This is a genomic window from Pseudonocardia sp. ICBG1293 (assembly GCF_020131355.1).
GTDB lineage: Bacteria > Actinomycetota > Actinomycetes > Mycobacteriales > Pseudonocardiaceae > Pseudonocardia.
Genome location: NZ_JAHLEL010000044.1, coordinates 200,401 through 218,417 on the forward strand (window position 1 = coordinate 200,401; position 18,017 = coordinate 218,417).

General features: G+C 74.7%; 5 protein-coding genes. 3 read left to right on the forward strand and 2 right to left on the reverse strand.

The window, feature by feature from the left end; translation table 11 throughout:
- The first annotated feature begins 123 nt into the window (after nt 1-123).
- From KPF47_RS20880 to KPF47_RS20890, 3 genes are all read left to right on the forward strand, one after another.
- A complete protein-coding gene (locus KPF47_RS20880; protein WP_224390933.1) occupies nt 124-267 on the forward strand; it encodes a hypothetical protein in 144 nt (47 codons plus the stop codon).
- A gap of 1,170 nt (nt 268-1,437) precedes the next feature.
- Nucleotides 1,438-1,644 (forward strand): hypothetical protein, encoded by a 207-nt coding sequence (locus KPF47_RS20885; RefSeq protein ID WP_224390934.1) that lies wholly within the window; start codon nt 1,438-1,440, stop codon nt 1,642-1,644.
- A 96-nt stretch (nt 1,645-1,740) separates the two neighbouring features.
- Nucleotides 1,741-2,556, forward strand: coding sequence for a hypothetical protein (locus KPF47_RS20890; RefSeq protein WP_224390935.1), 816 nt, complete (start codon nt 1,741-1,743; stop codon nt 2,554-2,556).
- A gap of 1,358 nt (nt 2,557-3,914) precedes the next feature.
- On the opposite strand, the gene KPF47_RS20895 is transcribed toward KPF47_RS20890, so the two are convergent.
- Nucleotides 3,915-7,715 (reverse strand): hypothetical protein, encoded by a 3,801-nt coding sequence (locus tag KPF47_RS20895; protein ID WP_224390426.1) that lies wholly within the window; start codon nt 7,713-7,715, stop codon nt 3,915-3,917.
- Between the two features lie 4,709 nt (nt 7,716-12,424).
- Nucleotides 12,425-17,959 carry a hypothetical protein gene (locus KPF47_RS20900; RefSeq protein WP_224390427.1) on the reverse strand — a complete coding sequence of 1,845 codons (5,535 nt, stop codon included), beginning with the start codon at nt 17,957-17,959 and terminating at the stop codon, nt 12,425-12,427.
- Nucleotides 17,960-18,017 lie beyond the last annotated feature (58 nt).

Below are 18,017 nucleotides of genomic sequence, written 5' to 3' on the forward strand. Positions count from 1 at the left end.
CGCCACGGTGCCGGCGACGGTATCCGGGTCCCGCAGGCTCAGGTCTGCGTATGCGGGAACCAGCTCCGCAAGGACGAACCGCACGGCCGACCCGGGGTCGCTGGACCACATGACGTCGCTGACGTGCCCGTCCGGCCCGCCGAGACCGTCGAGCAGCTCCGCCGCCGCGGGCGACCGTTCGCCGGCATCGAGCAGGAGCTCGGTCATCGCGTCCAGCCGGGACGCGGCGGCGCCCGCGTGTGCGAGGCCGTCCGGATCGGCGGATAACGCGGTCAGATCGGTGTCCCCCGACAGCGTCGACCGGGCGTCCGCGGCCGACGGGCGCCTGTCGTACCACGAGGCCGTCGAGTTCGACGCGGCGTCGTCGGCATCGAGATCGCCGTCGGCGGGGAGCCCTGTCGCAGAAATCCGGCCCAACGGCCCGTCCGACACGTGGGTGACCGGCACCACCGTCACACCGAGCGTGTCCGCGATCTCCTGTGCCACGGCGCCGGTCCACTGCGCGTTCTGGGCCCGCTGCGTTCCATCGAGCTGGTCGGCCGCGGCGGCGCGCAGGTCGTTGGACACCTCCCAGCGGCCGTCACGCAGCCGGAGCTCGCCCGTCCAGGCGCGGTCATCCATGACGGCTCGCACGGTGCCGTCGTCCACGATCCGGACGGGGAGCGCCGGATGACCGGCACCGACGAGCCAGGACCGGAACGCAGTGGCCGACATCGTCCCGCCGGGAACGGAGATGTTGCGGTTCGCAGCGGTGTCCGACCAGAACAGCGACGGCAGCTCCGCCGGGTCCCGGGCGATCCGGACCCGCGCGGCGGAGTCGACGACCACGGTCCAGGACCGGCGTCCGTCTGCGGCATCGAGGATCGCGCCACGGACCCGGTCGATGGGCCGGGACCGTGCGGAGTACTGGATCCCCGAGCGGTACTCGCCCGGGGTCGGGCCGTGTACCTCCTGCAACCGGGCCAGCTCGCCGGCCGGCACGCCGTCCGGAGTGCGGACGGCGCCCTCGTGCCGGGCGATGCCGGGCACGACCGGGACGATCTCCCGGCCGAGAAGGTGCCCGGCCTGGGCGGCGGCGGCGTACGTGGAGCGGATCCGCTCCGACGGGGACAGTCCGTGCCCGGTCTCCGGCCCCTCCGCGGTGTGCCGGAGACGCCAGGTGGCGCCCTCCGGCTCCACGGTCCACTGCAGCCGCCAGGTCGCGTCCACATCGGCCGAGCGCACCGTGGGGGTCGCGCGCCGGAGCGCCGGCACGTCGAGCAGGGTGTGGGGGTTCCGCGTACCCAGGTCCGGGTTCCCGGCGAACAACCGGCCGACGGCGTCGGTGCGCACCATCCAGGGTGCGTCGGTCTCCGCGCGCAGGGCGTCCTCCGGCACCGTCTCCAGGTGGTACCAGGCGGCCGGTTCCGCGGCGGTCAGCGGGTCGGCCGCCCGGTAGTGACCGGCCGCGAGGTCCGCCCGCAACGTCGCGGTCCGGTCGGGGTCGAGGAACCGGGCGAACGCCGTCTCCACGACGGCGTCGTCGAGCAGCCGGGCCGGGTCCGCCCGATGGGTCCGCAGGAGATCGGCGACGACGGCCGATCCCCGCCCACCGACCACGATCCCCGTGGTGGCGACGGTCTCGCCGCGGACCAGCAGGGGTAGGTACGGCACCCCGGTGCCGTCGGTCACGGGCAGCGGCGGCGCGGCCGTCAGGTCCAGCCCCTCCGGCCGCACGCCGGGCCCGGCCCACACGTCGCCGTGGGCCAGCAGGACCGAGTACCCGACGAGCCCACGCCACGCGTCGGGTCCCAGCGCGGCCGGGTCGACCGGGCCGACCGCCGCGTGCACGACGCCCGACGGGTCGTCGACGCGCACGCCACGCCCGGCCAGCGCTGCTGCGGCCGGGGCGGGCAGGTCGCCCGGAACGCTCCAGACCCGGACCCGGTCCGGATCACCGGTGGCCCGGATCCAGTGGTCGACGTCGGCGAGGTCGACCACGCCACCGGGTGCCCCGAGGTGCACGACCGGCTGCTCCTCGCGCAGCTCGCGACCACCGCGGCGGCCCATCACGGTGCGGGAGTCACGCTCGGACAGCGTGATCCGGGCGGACGACGACGGCTCGGGACGCTCGCCGGTCGGCAGGTCCGTCGCCGCCCGGCTGTCGATGACGACCCGGTCCCCCAGCTCGCCGAGGGCCGCGCGCACCGCCGCCGCGGTCAGGCCGGCCCGCTCGGCACCGGTTCCGGCCCGTCCACCGGAGCGCCATCGGCTGCCGTGCCCGTCGCCCACGACGTCGATGTGCAGGTACCGGCCCTGCGCGCGTGCGGCCGGGAGTCTGCGGCGGATCTCGGCGGCGATGTGGTCCAACGCCGCCCGTGCCTCGCCGGTGATCGTGCGGCTACGCGCCGCGAACTCGATGCCGGACGGGACCGGACCCGCCGGATCCGCCAACCCCGTGTCCGTGACGCCGTGGTGCGTGGTGCCCGGTGGCACGTCCGGTCCGCCGGCCGGGATGGCGGAAGGTTCGGCGACCGTGGCGATCGGGGACACCGGGTCGGGGGTGGCCGGGAGTGAGCCGTCGGCGGGCTGGGCAGGGGCCGACCACCGTGCCCCGGCGGGCTCCGGTGGACCCGGTTCGTCCGTCTCGGGGATCGGATCGAGCGTCAGCTCCCAACGGGTCCGCTCCGGGCCGGTCCCGGGGCCCGGCTCCGGTCGATCCGACTGCCGACGCACCTCGCGGGCCGGGCCGAGCGCGTCGAGCTCGCGGCGCACGGTGTCCTCGACGGTGTCGTCGAGGACACCGTCGAGTTCGGTGCGGCGGGCCTGCAGTCCGATCAGGCGCCGGTCGGCGGCCGTCCGGAGGTCCCGGTCGTCCATGAGATCGGCGAGCCGCCGCTCGGCGTGCGCGTGCTCGATCTCCTCGATCAGGTCGGCGAGCTGGTCCAGCGCCGCCGCAGCCCGGTGGCCCCGCCGCGCCGCCGCCTGCTCCCGGATCGCCGCGTGCACCCGGGCCACGTCAGCCGCCGTACCGGGCTCGGGGGTGACAGGGCGGGGGTCATCGCTCTGCGCGATCGGGTCCGGCACGTCCTGCCCGGGCCGGGAGGTGTCGTCGCCGGGATCGGTGTCCGGAGTGCTGTCGGGAGGCAGGACGGGCTGGGGCGGGTTCGAGGTCTGCAGGAACGGGCCGGGCCCGGTCGACGGTCCTCCCCCGCCGTCCGGAGGCCCGTCCGCGGGGCCTGCGGGCTGAATCCGGGCCTCGACGATCGAGGGGCCGTCCGCCGTTCCCGGATGGACGACCGTGTCGATCAGGTCCGCGGCCGCGACGTCCTCGGGCAGGTGGCCGGCGTAGCGGGAGGTCACTGCCCGCAGAGCCTGGTCGAGCTGGGGGGTCAGCCGGAACGTGTCGAGCGGTCCCGCGCTCGGGCCGGCGTCGACCGGCCGGTGGTGCAGCACCAGGCGCGGCAGCCCGCCGCTCCCGTCGGTCGGTGCGGTCCGGAGCGCAACCACCCAGCGGTCCGTCGTCTCGTCCCACTGTGCGCGCTCGGCGGCGCTCGGAGCCGGCGGCAGGACGCGACGGGCATCGGTGGACCCGTCGGCGCCACCCCTCAACCCGCGACCCCCCTCATAGCCGAGCGCGACCACCCACGACGCCAACTCCGCCACCGTCGTCGGAGCCGCGTGCCGGCCCGGCGTCCACCGCCGGAGGTAGGCATCGAACACCCCCGCCACCTCGACCCGTGAGAGCTGCCGCCCGGCCGACCGCCGCACCGCCGACGCCACCTCCGCCCGCAGGTCCTCGTCCATCCGCCCCGGCGGCCGCCACGACGTCGGCCCCTCCACCGCGGGGTGCTCGCGGACGGCGAGATCGTCGCGGGCGATCCGGTCGGCGACGCGCTCGGTCGTCTCCGCGCGGTCCTCGGCCGGGTCGAGGGTCAGCCGGTCCAGCACCAGCTCCACCTCGCCGGCCGACACCGGCTCGCCGGCGGGCAGCTCCGCCGCCGTCCGGGCTCGCGCGACGCGCTCCGCCACGGCCGGGGCGATGCTCGCCGCGTCCGCCGGTGACCAGCCCTCCCGGGGGCGGGGGTGATCACCGGTGAAGGCGGGGGCGGCTCCACGCGTTCGAGAACCCGGTCCACCCGGTGTCCGAAGGTCAGCGGGACGACCTTGGAGCCGAGCACGTCCGCCAGTTCCTGGGCGGCGTGGACCGTCCGGCTCGCGGTCGTCATCAGCGGATGGGCGTCGATCTCCGGCAGCGCGACCGGGCCGGCGTGGTTGACCAGCAGGAACGCGCCTCGCCGTTCGTCCCAGGTGACTTGGCCCAACCAGTGGTGCCCGGCCGGGGCGGGACGTGGGGCACCGACGGGGCCGAAGGTGAGACCGATCGCCGGGAAGCCGAGATCCGCCAGCCGCTTGATGAACTCCGGCACCGGCAGTGCCGCCAGCTCGCCCTGCGGGTAGCGGTCGCGGTAGGCGCTATGCATCCCCTGCTGCAAGTCGGCGGGGAGATCCGCCGCCGTCCAGGTGACGTGCGGGACGCCCTCGTGGTCGAACCGGAGCATCCAGGCCCGCCTGCCGCGCGTCTCCTGGATCAGGTCGGCGGCCTCGGTGAGCGTCATCGCCGGCACCGCACGCGCCTCGGCGGGCTGCCCGTCGTGGACCACCGGTCCGAGTGCCTGGGCACGGAGGTCGGGGGCGAGATCCGCCATCGGCTCGGCCGGCCGGGGATTGCGCACCTGGTGCTCGAGGGGGTCCCGGGACGCGGTATGCACGGGAATGACCGGCTCGCCCAGGTGGGCGGCCATCCGGACCGCCACGTTCCGCAGCCACCGCTCGATCTCCCGGCTGCGGTGCCCGACCGCCAGCTCGTCGGTGAAGCGGTGCGACGCGGTGCTCAGCCGCCAGGCACCGTCCTCGTCGGACCAGAGCAGCTCGCCACCGACACGCCCGAGCGGGCCACGGTCGGAGCCCGGCGGCAGGACCGCGATGAGCGACGGGTGACCCCGGCGTGCCAGCGAGGCGAAGAACTCGCGCACCGGGTCGTCGGTGCGGGCGCGGAAGTCGCGGCCGTGCACGGCGTACAGCTCCTCCTGCTCCTCGCGGCTCAGGATCGCGGCCGGGTCCTCGTGGCCCAGGATGATCTCCCGGTCGGCGTCGACGATCCACAACCACGTCCCCGAGCGGTGCTCACGCAGCACCGAGGCCGGCAGCGACCCGAGCGGGTGGAGCAGCGGGTTCGGTACGAGCGTGGTCGCGGTCCGGCCGCGCGCCTCCTGCCGCCGTAGCGGGAGTCCCTCGACCAGCGGCCCGTAGGTACGATCCGCATCGGCGGCGGCCGGGGCTCCCGGCGGTCCCTGCGGAGCGTTCGACGGCGCGACGGGCCCGATCCCCGGACCGGTGGCGGGCGGTTCGACGGACGGGGCGGTGCTGGACGTCAGCCGGCTCATCTGAGGGACGTCGGCGGCCGTCCGGCCGGGCTCGATCACGTACCACCCGGCATCGTCCTGCACCGCGAGCGTGGTCAGGCTCGCAGACCTGACGACGCTCAGCTCGCCGGCCGGCAGGTAGGTCGTCGTCTGGAACGGGTACATGGCCCGCGCCCACTCGGCCACACCGTCCAGCACCGCGTCGGCGGCAGCCCCGGTGATCCAGAGCAGGTACGGGCGACGGAGGTTGTTGCCGATGTCCGCGTCACGGAACGCGTCGTTCTGCCGTGTCAGACCGGCGAGCGTGCGCCCGTCCAGCACGATCTCGGTGTCCGTCCGCAGCACTCGTCCGTCGTGCCGGATCACCGCGGCCCCGGCCGGTGCGGTCACCCGGAACCCGCCGTCCCAGCGGGTCGTGATCAGCAACGGTGCCCGGTAGGTCTCCGCCCCGGGCCGTACCCACGGAGCCACCGTGCCGGCGGGCTGCGGGAAGTAGCCCCCCGTGCCCTGCCGTGTGTGGGGGACCCACTCGAACGGTCTTGCGCCGAGCTCCGTGTCTGCCAGGCTCTGCCCGGCCGATCCCAGCGCCAGGCCGATCGTCAGCGGTACCGATCCGCCGCCGTGCGCACGCTGGGTCGTTCTGATCCCGAGGTCACCGAGAGCACCGGCGTCGAGCAGCACGGCCGTCCCGTCGGCCGTACGCGCCTCGAGGACGGCCGGGTCACCCTGGGTGTGCCGCGCCACCAGGTCGGACGGATCGATGGCGGCGACACCGGGGTCCCCGTCCGGCAACCGGGCGTCCCGCACCACCTGTCCGGTCCGGAGCAGCTCTTCGATCGCGTCCAGATCCTGCTGCCGCAGCCGAGGACGCCCACGGTGGGCGCCCTCGCCCATGACTCCGTCGCGATCGTGGACACCTCCGAGCTGGAAACCGCCGCGATAGCGGTCCGACAGGCCGAAGAAGTGCAGGACCTCGTGTACGAGCATGCCTCCGGGCGATTCCAACGGCCAGTTGAGCTGGTCGGCTCCCACCCCGTCCGTCCGGACGTGCACCCGGTGGCGCTCGGCCAGGTGGGCGACGAACGGCGCCGGCGTCTCGACCTCGACCTCGACCTCGACCTCGACGATGTCGAGACGGACGTGCAGCTGGCTGCCGTCCCGGAACCGGTGGAGACCGTTCAGCGCGCTGTCGATGGCCTCCCGGGCGCGGTCCGCGAGCACCCCGGTCTGGTCCGCCGGTCCCGCCAGCTCGATCGGCACCGTGACCTCGTCCACCCATCGTCCGGGCGTCACCTCGATCCGTCGCAGGTCCAGGGCCACGGGAGACACGAACCTGTGCGAGGGGTCCGCCACCAGGCCGTGCAGACGCGCCCGCGGGTCGTCCGGGCGGTCCACCCGCAGGCTGGACGGCTCGGCCTTCTCCCGGAAGTGGACGGTCCGGATGTGCGCCACGGCCGCCGCGGCCCGACGGTGCGCCCACTGGTGCGGTTGCAGCGGATCCGCGATCGGTTCGGCGAACGGCCCGGGCTCGGTCCACAGCGGCCCGCGGCGTACCCGCGGCGGATCCGCCCGATCCTCGACGAGGACGTGGACGCCCCCGGCGCCGGGGCCGTGTGGCCCGTCGTCGACGGTCGTGTCGACCCGGTGGGTCAGGTCGTCGATCGTCACTACGGCGCGCCACCGGTCGGCGATGTCGAGCAACCGGGCCTGCACGGCGGCCCGCAGGGTCTGCAGCCGGCCGGCGGCGAGCGCGTTCCCGTCGCTCGGTTCGTGCGTCACCAGTTCCAGTCGGGGCACGTCGGCCACGTTCTGTGCGGGATCCGGCTGCGCCAGCGTCCGGGTGACCCACCGGTCGACCACGCCGTGCAGGCGTTGCAGCTCGGCGGGACGATCGTTCACCCGGTCCGGGGCCAGCTCGGTCGACCCGTCGGAGGCGAACCGGAGCCACACCCGGGACACGGGCACCTGTGCGGGCGGCACGATGCGCGAGTCGCCGGGATCGGCCGGGAAGGAGCCGGTGCCGGGCACGTCGGAACCGGTGTCCGAGTCCGAAGCCGGTTCCGAGGCCGAGTCGGTCCGGTCCGGGAGGCCGGTGTCCTCGAGGACCAGCCGCCGGGGCGGCGCATCGGGCAGCTCGCCGAACCCGATCTGCGACCACGGGGCGTTGTCGCGCACCGCGATGCCCACATGCCCGTCGGCCGTGACCGCTGCGACCGGACCCCCCGCCACGAACACCGACCCGCGGAAGGGATACATCGCCCGCGCCCAGAGCTCGACGTCGGACAGCGCCTCGGGTGTCCCCTCCGGCAAGCAGGAGAACGATCCGGGACGACCGGAGCCGGCCCTCCGTGGCCAGGAACGCCGGGGACCGCTGCACCACCAGGGCGAACGTCTCCGGGGTGAGCCACACCGTGGTTCCCGGCGGCAGCCGGCGCCCGGAGTGTGCTTCGACCACGAGCGGCGGCACGACGACGAACCCACCGTCCCACTGGGCCTCCACCACGAGCGGGGGCAGCCAGGACTGTGCCGGGACCGCCCAGGGCATGTCCCGGGGCGGGGCTCCACGCAGTACGACCGGCGACGCGTCACCGGGCCGGGAGCCGGGTTCGACGTGCAGCAGCGAGCCGAGTGGCCGGGGACCCAGGTCACGCCCGTCGAGCATCGATCCGTCGGGATGCGCGGAGATCCCGAGGGGGATCGTCGTCCCTCCGTTCCGGCTGAAGGTCCGCCGTACGTCGAGGTAGGCCGTGTCGAGCAGCACGGGCGCCCCGTTGACGGTCTCACCGGCCACGATCGCGGGATCTCCGGCGGTGTGGCGCGCGCGGAGATCACCCGGGTGGGTCGCCGGCGTCCCGGGATCGCCGGCGGACAACGGCATGTCCCGTACGGCGGGCCCGGTCCGGAGGATCTCGCCGAGCAGTCGCGTCTCCGGCTCCAGCAGGCCGGGATCAGTGCTGTGCGGCGCCATCAGCCCGGCGCCCGAGGCCTCGCTCAGCCGGGGCCGCCATACGTGTCGCGGGGGCAGCCCGACGCTCCTCATGACGTCGCGCAGCAGATCGAGCGCAGGCGCCTCCCGACTCCAGGTCCGCTCCTCGGGGCTCCAGAGCAGGGACGTGACGTCGACCCGGACGCGGTCCGGGTCGTCCGGGGCCCGCTCCGAGCTCTCGACGACCTCGACATCCACCAGCAGATGCAGCTGGCTGTCGTCGGGCAGGAGATAGCGCCGGTTCAGCTCGACGTCGATCGCCGTCCGCACCCGCTCGACCAGCAGCGCGGCATACGCAGTGGGCCCGACCAGCTCGATCGGCACCGTCAGCTCGCTGACCCACCGGCCCGGGACCACCTCGATCCGGCGCAGGTCGAACAGCATGTCCGTGACGTACCGGGGCCCCCGGACCGCCCCGTCGACCGAGGGGTCCTGCCCGTCCGGCCCCCCGGGGTGGTCGACCAGCCGAAGAGTCTGTCCGGAGAACCGAGCCGGCGCCGCGTCCACACGCCGCACCGCCCATTGGTCGGGGTGCAGCGGGTCGGTGACGCGAGGTGCGGGAGGCGCCGGCGGCTGCTGAAGAGATCCTGTGTGCACCAGAGCCGGCCGTCCCGGACGGTCGAGCGTCACCTCCACCCCGAACGGGCCGAGATCCTCCGGACCGCTGCCGAATCTGTACAGGACCAGCGCGTCCGGATCCACGTCCGGCGGCAACTCGTCCCGGCGCTCGCGTATCCGATCGGACAGGACGTCCACTACGTCGGCGACGTCGAGGAGGGTCAGACCTCCCTCGGTGACCGGGACGTCGTCACCGAAACCGTCCCGGGTCGACACGGTGAGGGTCGGGAACCCGGCCCGCCTGCCGACCGAGACGTGCTGCAGGCCGTAGTGCAGGACGACGGCGTCGAGCCACCGGTCGGCCAGTGCGCCCAGCCGCCCCCGCTCGGTGGGGCCGAGCCGGTCGGTCCCGGACGGAGCGTCGGCGAGGTGGGCACGCACCCGGGCCGGCGGCAGGGCGCGCCGGGTGTCCGCGGACCCGTCGGCGCCGCCCCTCAGCCCTCGACCCCCCTCATACCCGAGCGCGACCACCCACGACGCCAACTCCGCCACCGTCGTCGGAGCCGCGTGCCGGCCCGGCGTCCACCGCCGGAGGTAGGCATCGAACACCCCCGCCACCTCGACCCGTGAGAGCTGCTGCCCGGCCGAACGCCGCAGCCCGGACGCCACCTCTGCCCGCAGGTCCTCGTCCATCCGCGCCGGCGGCCGCCAGGACGACGACCCCTCCACCGACGGATGCGAGCGGACGGCAAGATCGTCCCGCGCGATCCGGTCGGCGACGCGCTCGGCCGCACCCTCCCGATTACTGTCCGCGCCGAGCCTCAACCTGCTCAGCGTCATCGTGACCTCGGCGATTGACACCGGCGCGGCCGCGGCCAGACCCGCCCCTGCCCGCGCCCGGCCCACGCGGTCCGTCACCACGGGCGCAATGACATCGGCCAGCCGCGTGACTGCCTCCGGTGCCTCGTCCGGCCGCGCGTGGAACCCCCGGGCCAGGACCTGAACCAGTTCCGCGCGATCCTGTGGGCGCTCCCCGGCACGGTCGAGCGCCGTCAGCGCCTGCTCCACCGCGGCGACACCCGGCATCCCGGTGTCAGGAATTCCATCCGCAGCCCGCAAGCGGTCCAGGGCAACCATCACGTACTCGCGCAGCACCGCCGCGTCCAGGGCGGCGTCGGTCCGTGCCGGGCCGATGCCGGCCGCCGCGAGCCGGTCACGGCGCACGGCCTCGGTCCAGATCCGGACCGAACGGCTCTGCTCGGGACCCTCCGGGGACCACCCCGGTGACCGGCTCGGGCCGGCCCCGCGCGAGGACTGCATCACCTCGATCGGCACCGCGCTGTCGACGAGGCGTCTGGCCCGCCGCGCGTCGAGGTTCAGCTCCAGGCGGTCCGCGACCACCTTCGCGCGACGCCGGCCCGAGGCCTCGGCACGTTCGTCACCACCACGGCCACCGTTGCCACCGCCCTCGACGTGCACGACCAGCCCGTCGGCGCCGTTGCGGCCGAGCCAGACGGCCTGGTCCAGCACGGCCGACGCGTACGGCGGGAGCAGATAGATCTGGTCGTCGAGCCTCGTCTTCTTACCGTTGTCGAACGCCCAGGTGAGGGGGTCCGGCGCCGGACCGTCGGGCCGGGTGAAGGGACTGGGCTCCGGGAGTGCGGGCGGGAGCTCGAGCACCGGGCTGTCCGGCCTGGCCGACTGCACCGCGGCGGACATCACCCAGGCCTCGTCGTCGATGCGCCGGATCGTGTCCGTCCACCGCCGGAACGCCACACGGATCAGCGTCGTATCCGGTACGTCGTCGCTGGTGCCGACCCGGAGCTCGAGGACGACGAGCGGCAACGCCGCGCGGCCGCCGGAGGAGTCGAGGGCGTCGAGCTCGGTCTTCATCGTGCCCGGGCCGACCACGTGCGAGGGCGGGATGACCGATTCCCCCGGTTCGAGCGGGCGCCAGGCCTGCCCCAGGAATTGCCGCAGGGTGAACGGGCTGACGTTGCCGTTGACGTCCATGGCCGCGTCGAGGAGGCCTGCGGGGATGCGGGACCGACCGTCGACCGGATGGACCGGGTCCCGCCGCAGGACGGCGTCGAACCGGCTGGTGAGCGTCTCGGCGTTCTGTTCCAGGAACGTCCGGACCCGCTCCGGCAGTCCCTTGCGGACTTCCGCCATCGGGACCCGGGACAGGGCGAACACGAAGTTCTTCGCCAGTGTGTTTCCAGGTTTCTGCGAGAGGGCGGCGACGGCGGCGTGGGTGTACACGAGCGCCGCGTAGCCCTCGACCGCGGTGGCCTCGGCCGCCAGCGCCCGATCCGGGCCGCGTCGAGGCGTCGAGCTGCGGCTCACGTACTCGCCGAACCCGGCGGCGACGTCGGCGCTGAACACCACGGACTCGTCGAGCCACCTGCGATTCGGGGAGATATCGGGGGAGATATCGGACAGCACCGGGTCCTGCGCGATCTCCTGGAACAGGGCGGCCAACCCGAACACCGATACGCCGACGGTCTGCTGGGTGTAGGTGTGCGGCCGGGAGACACCGGCGCGGACCTCGACGTCAGCACCATCGTCGACCCTGAATCCGGTCTCGCGCGAAAAGACCTGGCCCAGGGTCTGCCCCGCGCGGGCGTCACGCAGCAGCCGCACAACATGGTCGATCTCGCCCCCGACCTCGGCGGCACCCGGCCGCCCCTGCTCGCCCCGCAACACCCCGGCGGGCTCACTCACCAGCTCGGTGATCGGCCCGTGGCGTCCGTAGTCACTGACGATCCGCACGTGCCGGCCGATGATCTCGACATGGGGATTGCCGAGCGCCACGTCGTGCAGCTCCAACTCGGTGCCCTGGGCACCCCCGCGACCCCGCGGCTGCTCGAGTGGCCGCAGACCGTGGTGCTCGGCATAGGCACCCGCCAGACGGGACGCGATCCCGTCCTGGCGCGGTCCCCCGGTGAGCACGGGCCCGACCTCACCCAGCCCCGCCCGCTCCCGCAGATGATCCACCAACTGGTCCAGCTCACGACCGTACGGGAGCTCCGGCAGACCCGGCCGCGGGTCGGCCCGCAGCATCGCCGAACGCACCGCCGTCCGCTCGTTGTGCAACAGCACCGGGGCGTCCACGAGCCGGTCCCACGGCCGGTTCGTCGGGGCGTCCGCGGCGGCCGGCGTGATCTCGTCTCCCGGTCGCTCACGGACCGGCAGCTCGGAACCGGGCACCGACCGCCGGCCGCTCACGATCGCGTCCGCCCGCGACGGCAGGGTGTCCTCGATGTCGAGCGGCAGCATCGTGCTCGCGAGCGGACCGGTCGCGGTGTCGGGCAGGCCCGACGACGAGTCCCCGGGTTCGTCCGGTGCCGGAGCCGCCTCGGTCGGCCAGTCCCCCGCCACGAGGGGCGTCGGACCGTCGGCCGGGGCCGGTCCCCCGTCGTCGTCCGGACGGAACCGGGCCGGGGTGACCTCCTCGCCCAGGAAGACGACGGGCTCACGCGCGTCGTCGACCAGCAGGTCGCCCAGCTCCGGCGGGTGCCGCGCGAACCTCGTCGACACCGGCGAGGAACGACACCGCGGCCCGGCGGACCACGGCCGGCTCCGCGGGCCGCGCCAGCAGCTCGTCGACCTCGGAGAACCACAGGTCACCGGGCCGGTTCACCAAGTGCCGGAGCAGCACCGTGACCACCCGGGCCGTCAGATCGGTCGTGCCCGCCACGTCGGTCGTCTCGACCAGCGGCGGCCGCGGAACTTCGACGTCCGCCGGCCGGGTCCAGGCCCCCTCCTGCCCGATCCGCACACCGGACAGCGGGGTCGCCGTCACACCCATCCGGTCGAGGACGGTGTGGAAGACGCTCGGGCCGACCCGGTGGATGACCGACCGGCGCTGGGTGACCCGCCGAGGATCACGGTCGGCGGGATCGTGACTCGTGTGCGGCGGGAGGATCTCCGGTTGGGTGCGGCCGTAGTTCGCCAGCTGGCGCGCGATCACCGCGGACAGCACCGGGTGCTCCCGGGCGCCGAGGATCCCGCTGTTGTTGAGCGCGGTCGGGACGAACGCCAGTCCGAACGGGCCGCCGCGCACTGGCGCCAGACCGAAACCGCTCTGCTCGATGCCGTCCTCCTGGAACGGGTCGGGGCCCCAGGAATCCAGCTTGTCGTCGCCGTCCATGTAGAGCCCGCCGAACCGGTGCAGCAGGGCGACCCGCAGCAGATCCGAGGCCGCGGCCCGACCACGGCCGTTGCCGCGTAGGACCTCGCTGCGGTACGCCGCGTCCGCCGCCATCGGCTCGTCGCCGTGGAACAGCTCGTCCACATTGACGAGCCGGATTCCGTAGGCGTGTGCCCAGTCGGCCATCCCGCCGACGCCGGGATCGACCCGCTCCGCGGCTTCGCGGTCGGTGATGGCGGCGGCGAACCGCGCCCGGGAGATGTCGGTGACGAGCACGGCGGGACCGTCGAACTCCCGAGCCGAACGGGCGAAGCCTCTGGCGAACATCCGGCCCGCCCCACCCCGTGGGGAGACCGGATCCCCGATCCAGACCCCGAAGAGCACCTTGGGTGTCGTGAACGTCTCGGGCACCGGTCCGAACGTCCGGCCCGCCCACTCGGCCTTCTCGGCGGCGGACAACTCGTGCCGCAGGACCTCGGTGGAGTCCGGCAGGGCAGCGAGGGTGAGGTGTGCGGGGGCGGGCGGGCGAGCCAACATGTTGAGCCGGTCGAAGAACGACCCCACTTTCTCGGGCGGTAGCGCCTGCTGATCGACGTCGGTCAGGAACTCCGGCGTGGGCGGCGGAGTCGCGATGATGCCGAACGGATCGAGACCGAGCTGGGGACCCGCGGAGAGGGCGCCCTCCGTCTGCTCCGCAGCGCGCTCGCGCAGCCGCTCGGCCACGTGCGCGGCGGGATCCTCGGAGCCACTGCCGAGCAGGCCCGGACGCCCCAGTGCGGGGACGCCGAAGTGCTCCGCGTACGCGGCGGCGAGACCCCGGCCCAGCACGGTGCTCCGCGGCCCGCCGGCCGGCGCGTCGTCCAGATCCGGGCTGCCGGACCGGCTCCGCAGGAACTCCACCAGCTGGTCGAACTCCCGGCCCGCCGGGAGCTCGGGCAGGGCCGAGAACATCTCCGACCCCGGGCGCAGGTCGGCGGCCAGGATCGATCGCCGGACCGCGACCTGCAGGTTGTGCGGCAGCTCGGGTGCGTCGACGAGCCGGTCCCACGGCCGGTCCGCCGGTGGCTCCTCGTCCGCCGGCGCGATCTCGTCTCCCGGTCGCTCACGGACCGGCAGCTCGGAACCGGGCACCGACCACGAGCCGTGCTCGTCGGTCCCGGCGAGATCGGTCAGTTCGTCGGACGCCCGGTCCCGGGCGATCCCGCCCTCCCAGCCCGACTCCTGGCGCCGCAGCGACCACTGGCCACTCGCGATCGCGTCCGCCCGGGACAGCAGGGTGTGGTCGACGTCCAGCGGCAGCACCGTGTCCGGGCGCACCGGTGCGCCCAGCAGGTCGGCGACCAGCCCGGCGGCGGCGTTGCGCTCCCGCAGCTCGGTCTGGTCGACGCGCACCAGGCTCGCGGGATCGGCGTAGGCGTCGTTCTGCAGGACGAAACCGTCGGCCTCCCGGACGAGCAGGCCCGACCACCGGCGGCTGTCGCCGGCCGGGACCGGCACGCCGTCGTCGTCGAAGCGGACACCGGTCTCCGGGTATCCGGCGGCACGCAGCGCGTCCACGAACCGGTCGAGGTCGGCATCGGCGAGCGGGCCGTCGGGGAACCGCTCCCTGTGCCGGCCGAGGGTCTCCGGCCAGCCGTCGCCCGCGAGCTCGTCCGGGCGCGCGGCGAGCCGCGCGACACCGGCGGCGTCGATCATCACGGTCCACGACGACCGGGCCGGCCAGGGCGCGCCGGGCTCGGCGTCGCGGATCTCCGCTGCCGAGTCCGCGAGGGGCCGGTACACCGCCTCGAGGTCGGGGGCGGCGTCGACCGGTGCGGACGGGCCGAACCGGGCCGGATCCACCGGGGCGGTCCCGGCGCGGGGCGCGACCGGCTCGCCCAGGTGCCGGGACCGTTCGGCCAGCTCCGGCGGCACCCAGGTGCCCAGGTGGTCGCTGAGGGTGCGGGAGATCCGGTAGAGCCCACCGACGACGGAGCTCCAGCTCCGGGTGTGTGCGGTGTCGGCCGGCCCGGCGGTGCCGTCCTCCGGGACCAACCGCACCACGGGAACCCCGGCGCGCAGGTCCAGCTCACCCCGCAGCGACGCCGTGCCCGGCGGCATCGTCACCCCCGTTCCGGTCGCTCCGTGCGGCGGCCGGTCCCCCAGATCCCGACGCCCGAGGAGGATCTCTCCCGAATCGTCGGTCGTCAGGTCCCAGCGCTCCTCGGGCGCGGACCGCAGCGTCTCCCGGGACAGGTCGGCCAGCGGCCACCAGAGCGTGGTCGCTGCCGGGCCCCCGGGGCCGCCCTCGTACAGGCCGGCGGGCCTGCTGCCCTGCTGCGGGGCCTCGCCGGCAGCCTCGTCCGGACCGGGCCGCCAGGTCCCGTCGACGAGCGGGTGCCACGGGATCACCGGAGCGTCCACCGGCACGTCCGGTGCGGGTCCGCCGAGGTCACGGAGCCGCACGGGCAGGACCTGCTCGCCCCGGAACGTGACGGAGAACCCTCCGACGTCCTCGAACAGGTCGGCGAGCTCCGGCGGATGACCCCGTCCGTCCGGGCCGAACGGCACCGGATGGGTTACCGAGCGCACGGCCGTCCGCGTGCCGTCGGCACCGGCGATGAACCGGACCGCGGCCCGGCGGACGACCGCCGGGTCCGCGTGCCGCGCCAGCAGCTCGCCGACCTCGGAGAACCAGAGGTCACCCGGCCGGTTCACCAGATGACGCAACAACACCGTCACGACCCGGGCGGTCAGCTCGGCGGTCCCGGCCGTGTCGGCCACCTCGATCAGCGGCGGGCGGGCGACGTCGGCGGCCGGCGGCCGGAGCCAGGACAGACCGCCTCGCGCACGCACGCCGTCGAGCTGCGTCGCGATCGTGCCGAGTGCGGTCAGGGTCTGTCCGAACGCGATGGGGCCGACCCGGTGGACGACCGAACGGCGCTGAGCGACCCTCCGGTCGGCGCGGTCCGCGGGATCGTGACTCGTGCCCGGCGGGAGGATCTCGGGCTGGCTGCGGCCGTAGTTCGCCAGCTGCCGCGCGATGACCGCGGAGAGGATCGGGTGCTCCCGGGCGCCGACGAGCGCGCTGTTGTAGATCAGGCCGTTGCCGAAGGTGAGGCCGAACCCGGTCCGCCGGACCTCGGGGTCCGCGAGCGGATCGGACCGGAACTCGTCGCCGCCGTCGAGGTAGACCCCGCCGAAGCGGTGCAGCAACGCCGCCCGGACCAGGTCCGAGGCCGCGGCCCGGCCGGGACCGGTGCCACGGGCGACCTCGCTGCGGTACGACGCACCGGCCGGCATCGGTTCCCCGCCGTGGAACAACTCGTCCACGTTGACCAGCCGGATGTGGTGCCGGCCGGCCCAGTCGAGCATCTCACCGACGCCCGGGTCGACCCGGTCGGCCACGGCGCGGTCCGCGACGGCCGCGGCGAAGCGCTCGCGGGAGATGTCGGTGACGAGCACGCCGGTCGCACCGAATCGTCGGTGGGAGGTGGCGAAGCCGCGGGCGAAGTCCCGGCCGATCCCGCCGTCCGGCGAGACCGGGTCACCGATCCACACGCCGAACAGCACCCGCGGGATCGCGAACTCCTCGGGTACCCGGGTGATCCCCCGGCTCGTCCATTTGGCGGCCTCGGCCGGTGTCAGCTGGTGGCGCAGTACCTCGGTGTCACGGGTCAGCGCCGACGGTGCGAGGTCCGCGGCGACCGGGACCGGGTAGCGCATGTCCATCCGGCGGAAGAACGAGCCCAGCCCCTCCGGCGGGAGGGACCGCTGCTCGACAGCGGCCAGGAAGCCCGTGGGCGGCGGCTCCATCGCGATGGTGCCGAAGGGGTCGGGGCCGAACATCCACGGCGCCGCGCCGCGATCGGACGGCCGGCGGGCAGCCAGGTCGTGCAAGCGTGCGACAACGGCGTCCGCGGTCGCAGCCACAGCCGGATCGATCGGCGCGGGGTACGCCGCCAGTGCGCCGACGGTCGAGGAGGACGCACCCCGGTGCGGCGGGCCGGCCGGCTGCTGCGCCGGATCCGCGTCACCGGATCGGCCGAACCCGGTCGGCTCCGGAACGCGACCGAAGACACCGATCGACACCACGTCCACGGCGAACGGGCGCGACCCCGCAGGAACCGGACGCTCCGGGCTCACCACCGAACGGTTCGCCAGGTAACCCTCGAACGCCTGGTCCGCCGCATCCCGACCCGACGGCAACCCCATTCGCCGCAACTCCGACATGACCTCCAGGCGCTCGAACTCGTCGAGCACCGCAGGCGGCTCGGCCCGGAACCGGAGACCGCCGGACCGGCCCGGGGCGTCCTCCGGGGCGTCGGGTCCGGCTCCGGCGACCCGGGTCCACTCGGCGTCGTCCCGGACGGTGATCGCGGTCGTCCCGTCCAGATCCCCACGCTGCACCGGGCCACCGGCGGTCGCGGGCTCCCGCTGCGGGCCGCGGCCGGCACCGTCGGCCGAGCCCGGGGATCCGCCCTGGGACGGGCCGGACGGGTGCGGCGCGGGCGGGGGTTCCGGCGCCTGCTGGAACGGGCCGGGCCCGGTCGAGGGTCCACCGCCCTCGGCCGGGGACTCGTCCGCGGGGCCTGCGGGCTCGACCCTGGCCTCGACGACCGAGGGGCCGTCCACCGCCCCCGGGTGGACCGCCGTGTCGATCAGTTCCACGGCCCAGACGTCGTCGGGCAGCTCGACGTCTCCGTCGAGCAGATGATCGTAGTACCGCGAGTTCACGGCGCTGAGAGCCTGATCGAGCCGGGCGGTCAGCTGGTACGTGTCGACCGGTCCCGCATCCGGGTCGGCCTCGACCGCCCGATGGTGCAGCACCAGGCGTGGCAGCGCCCCGCCCCCGTCGCCCACCGCGTCCCCGAGCATCTCCAGCCAGCGGTCAACCGTCTCGTCCCACTGTGCACGCTCGGCGGGGCCGGGCTCC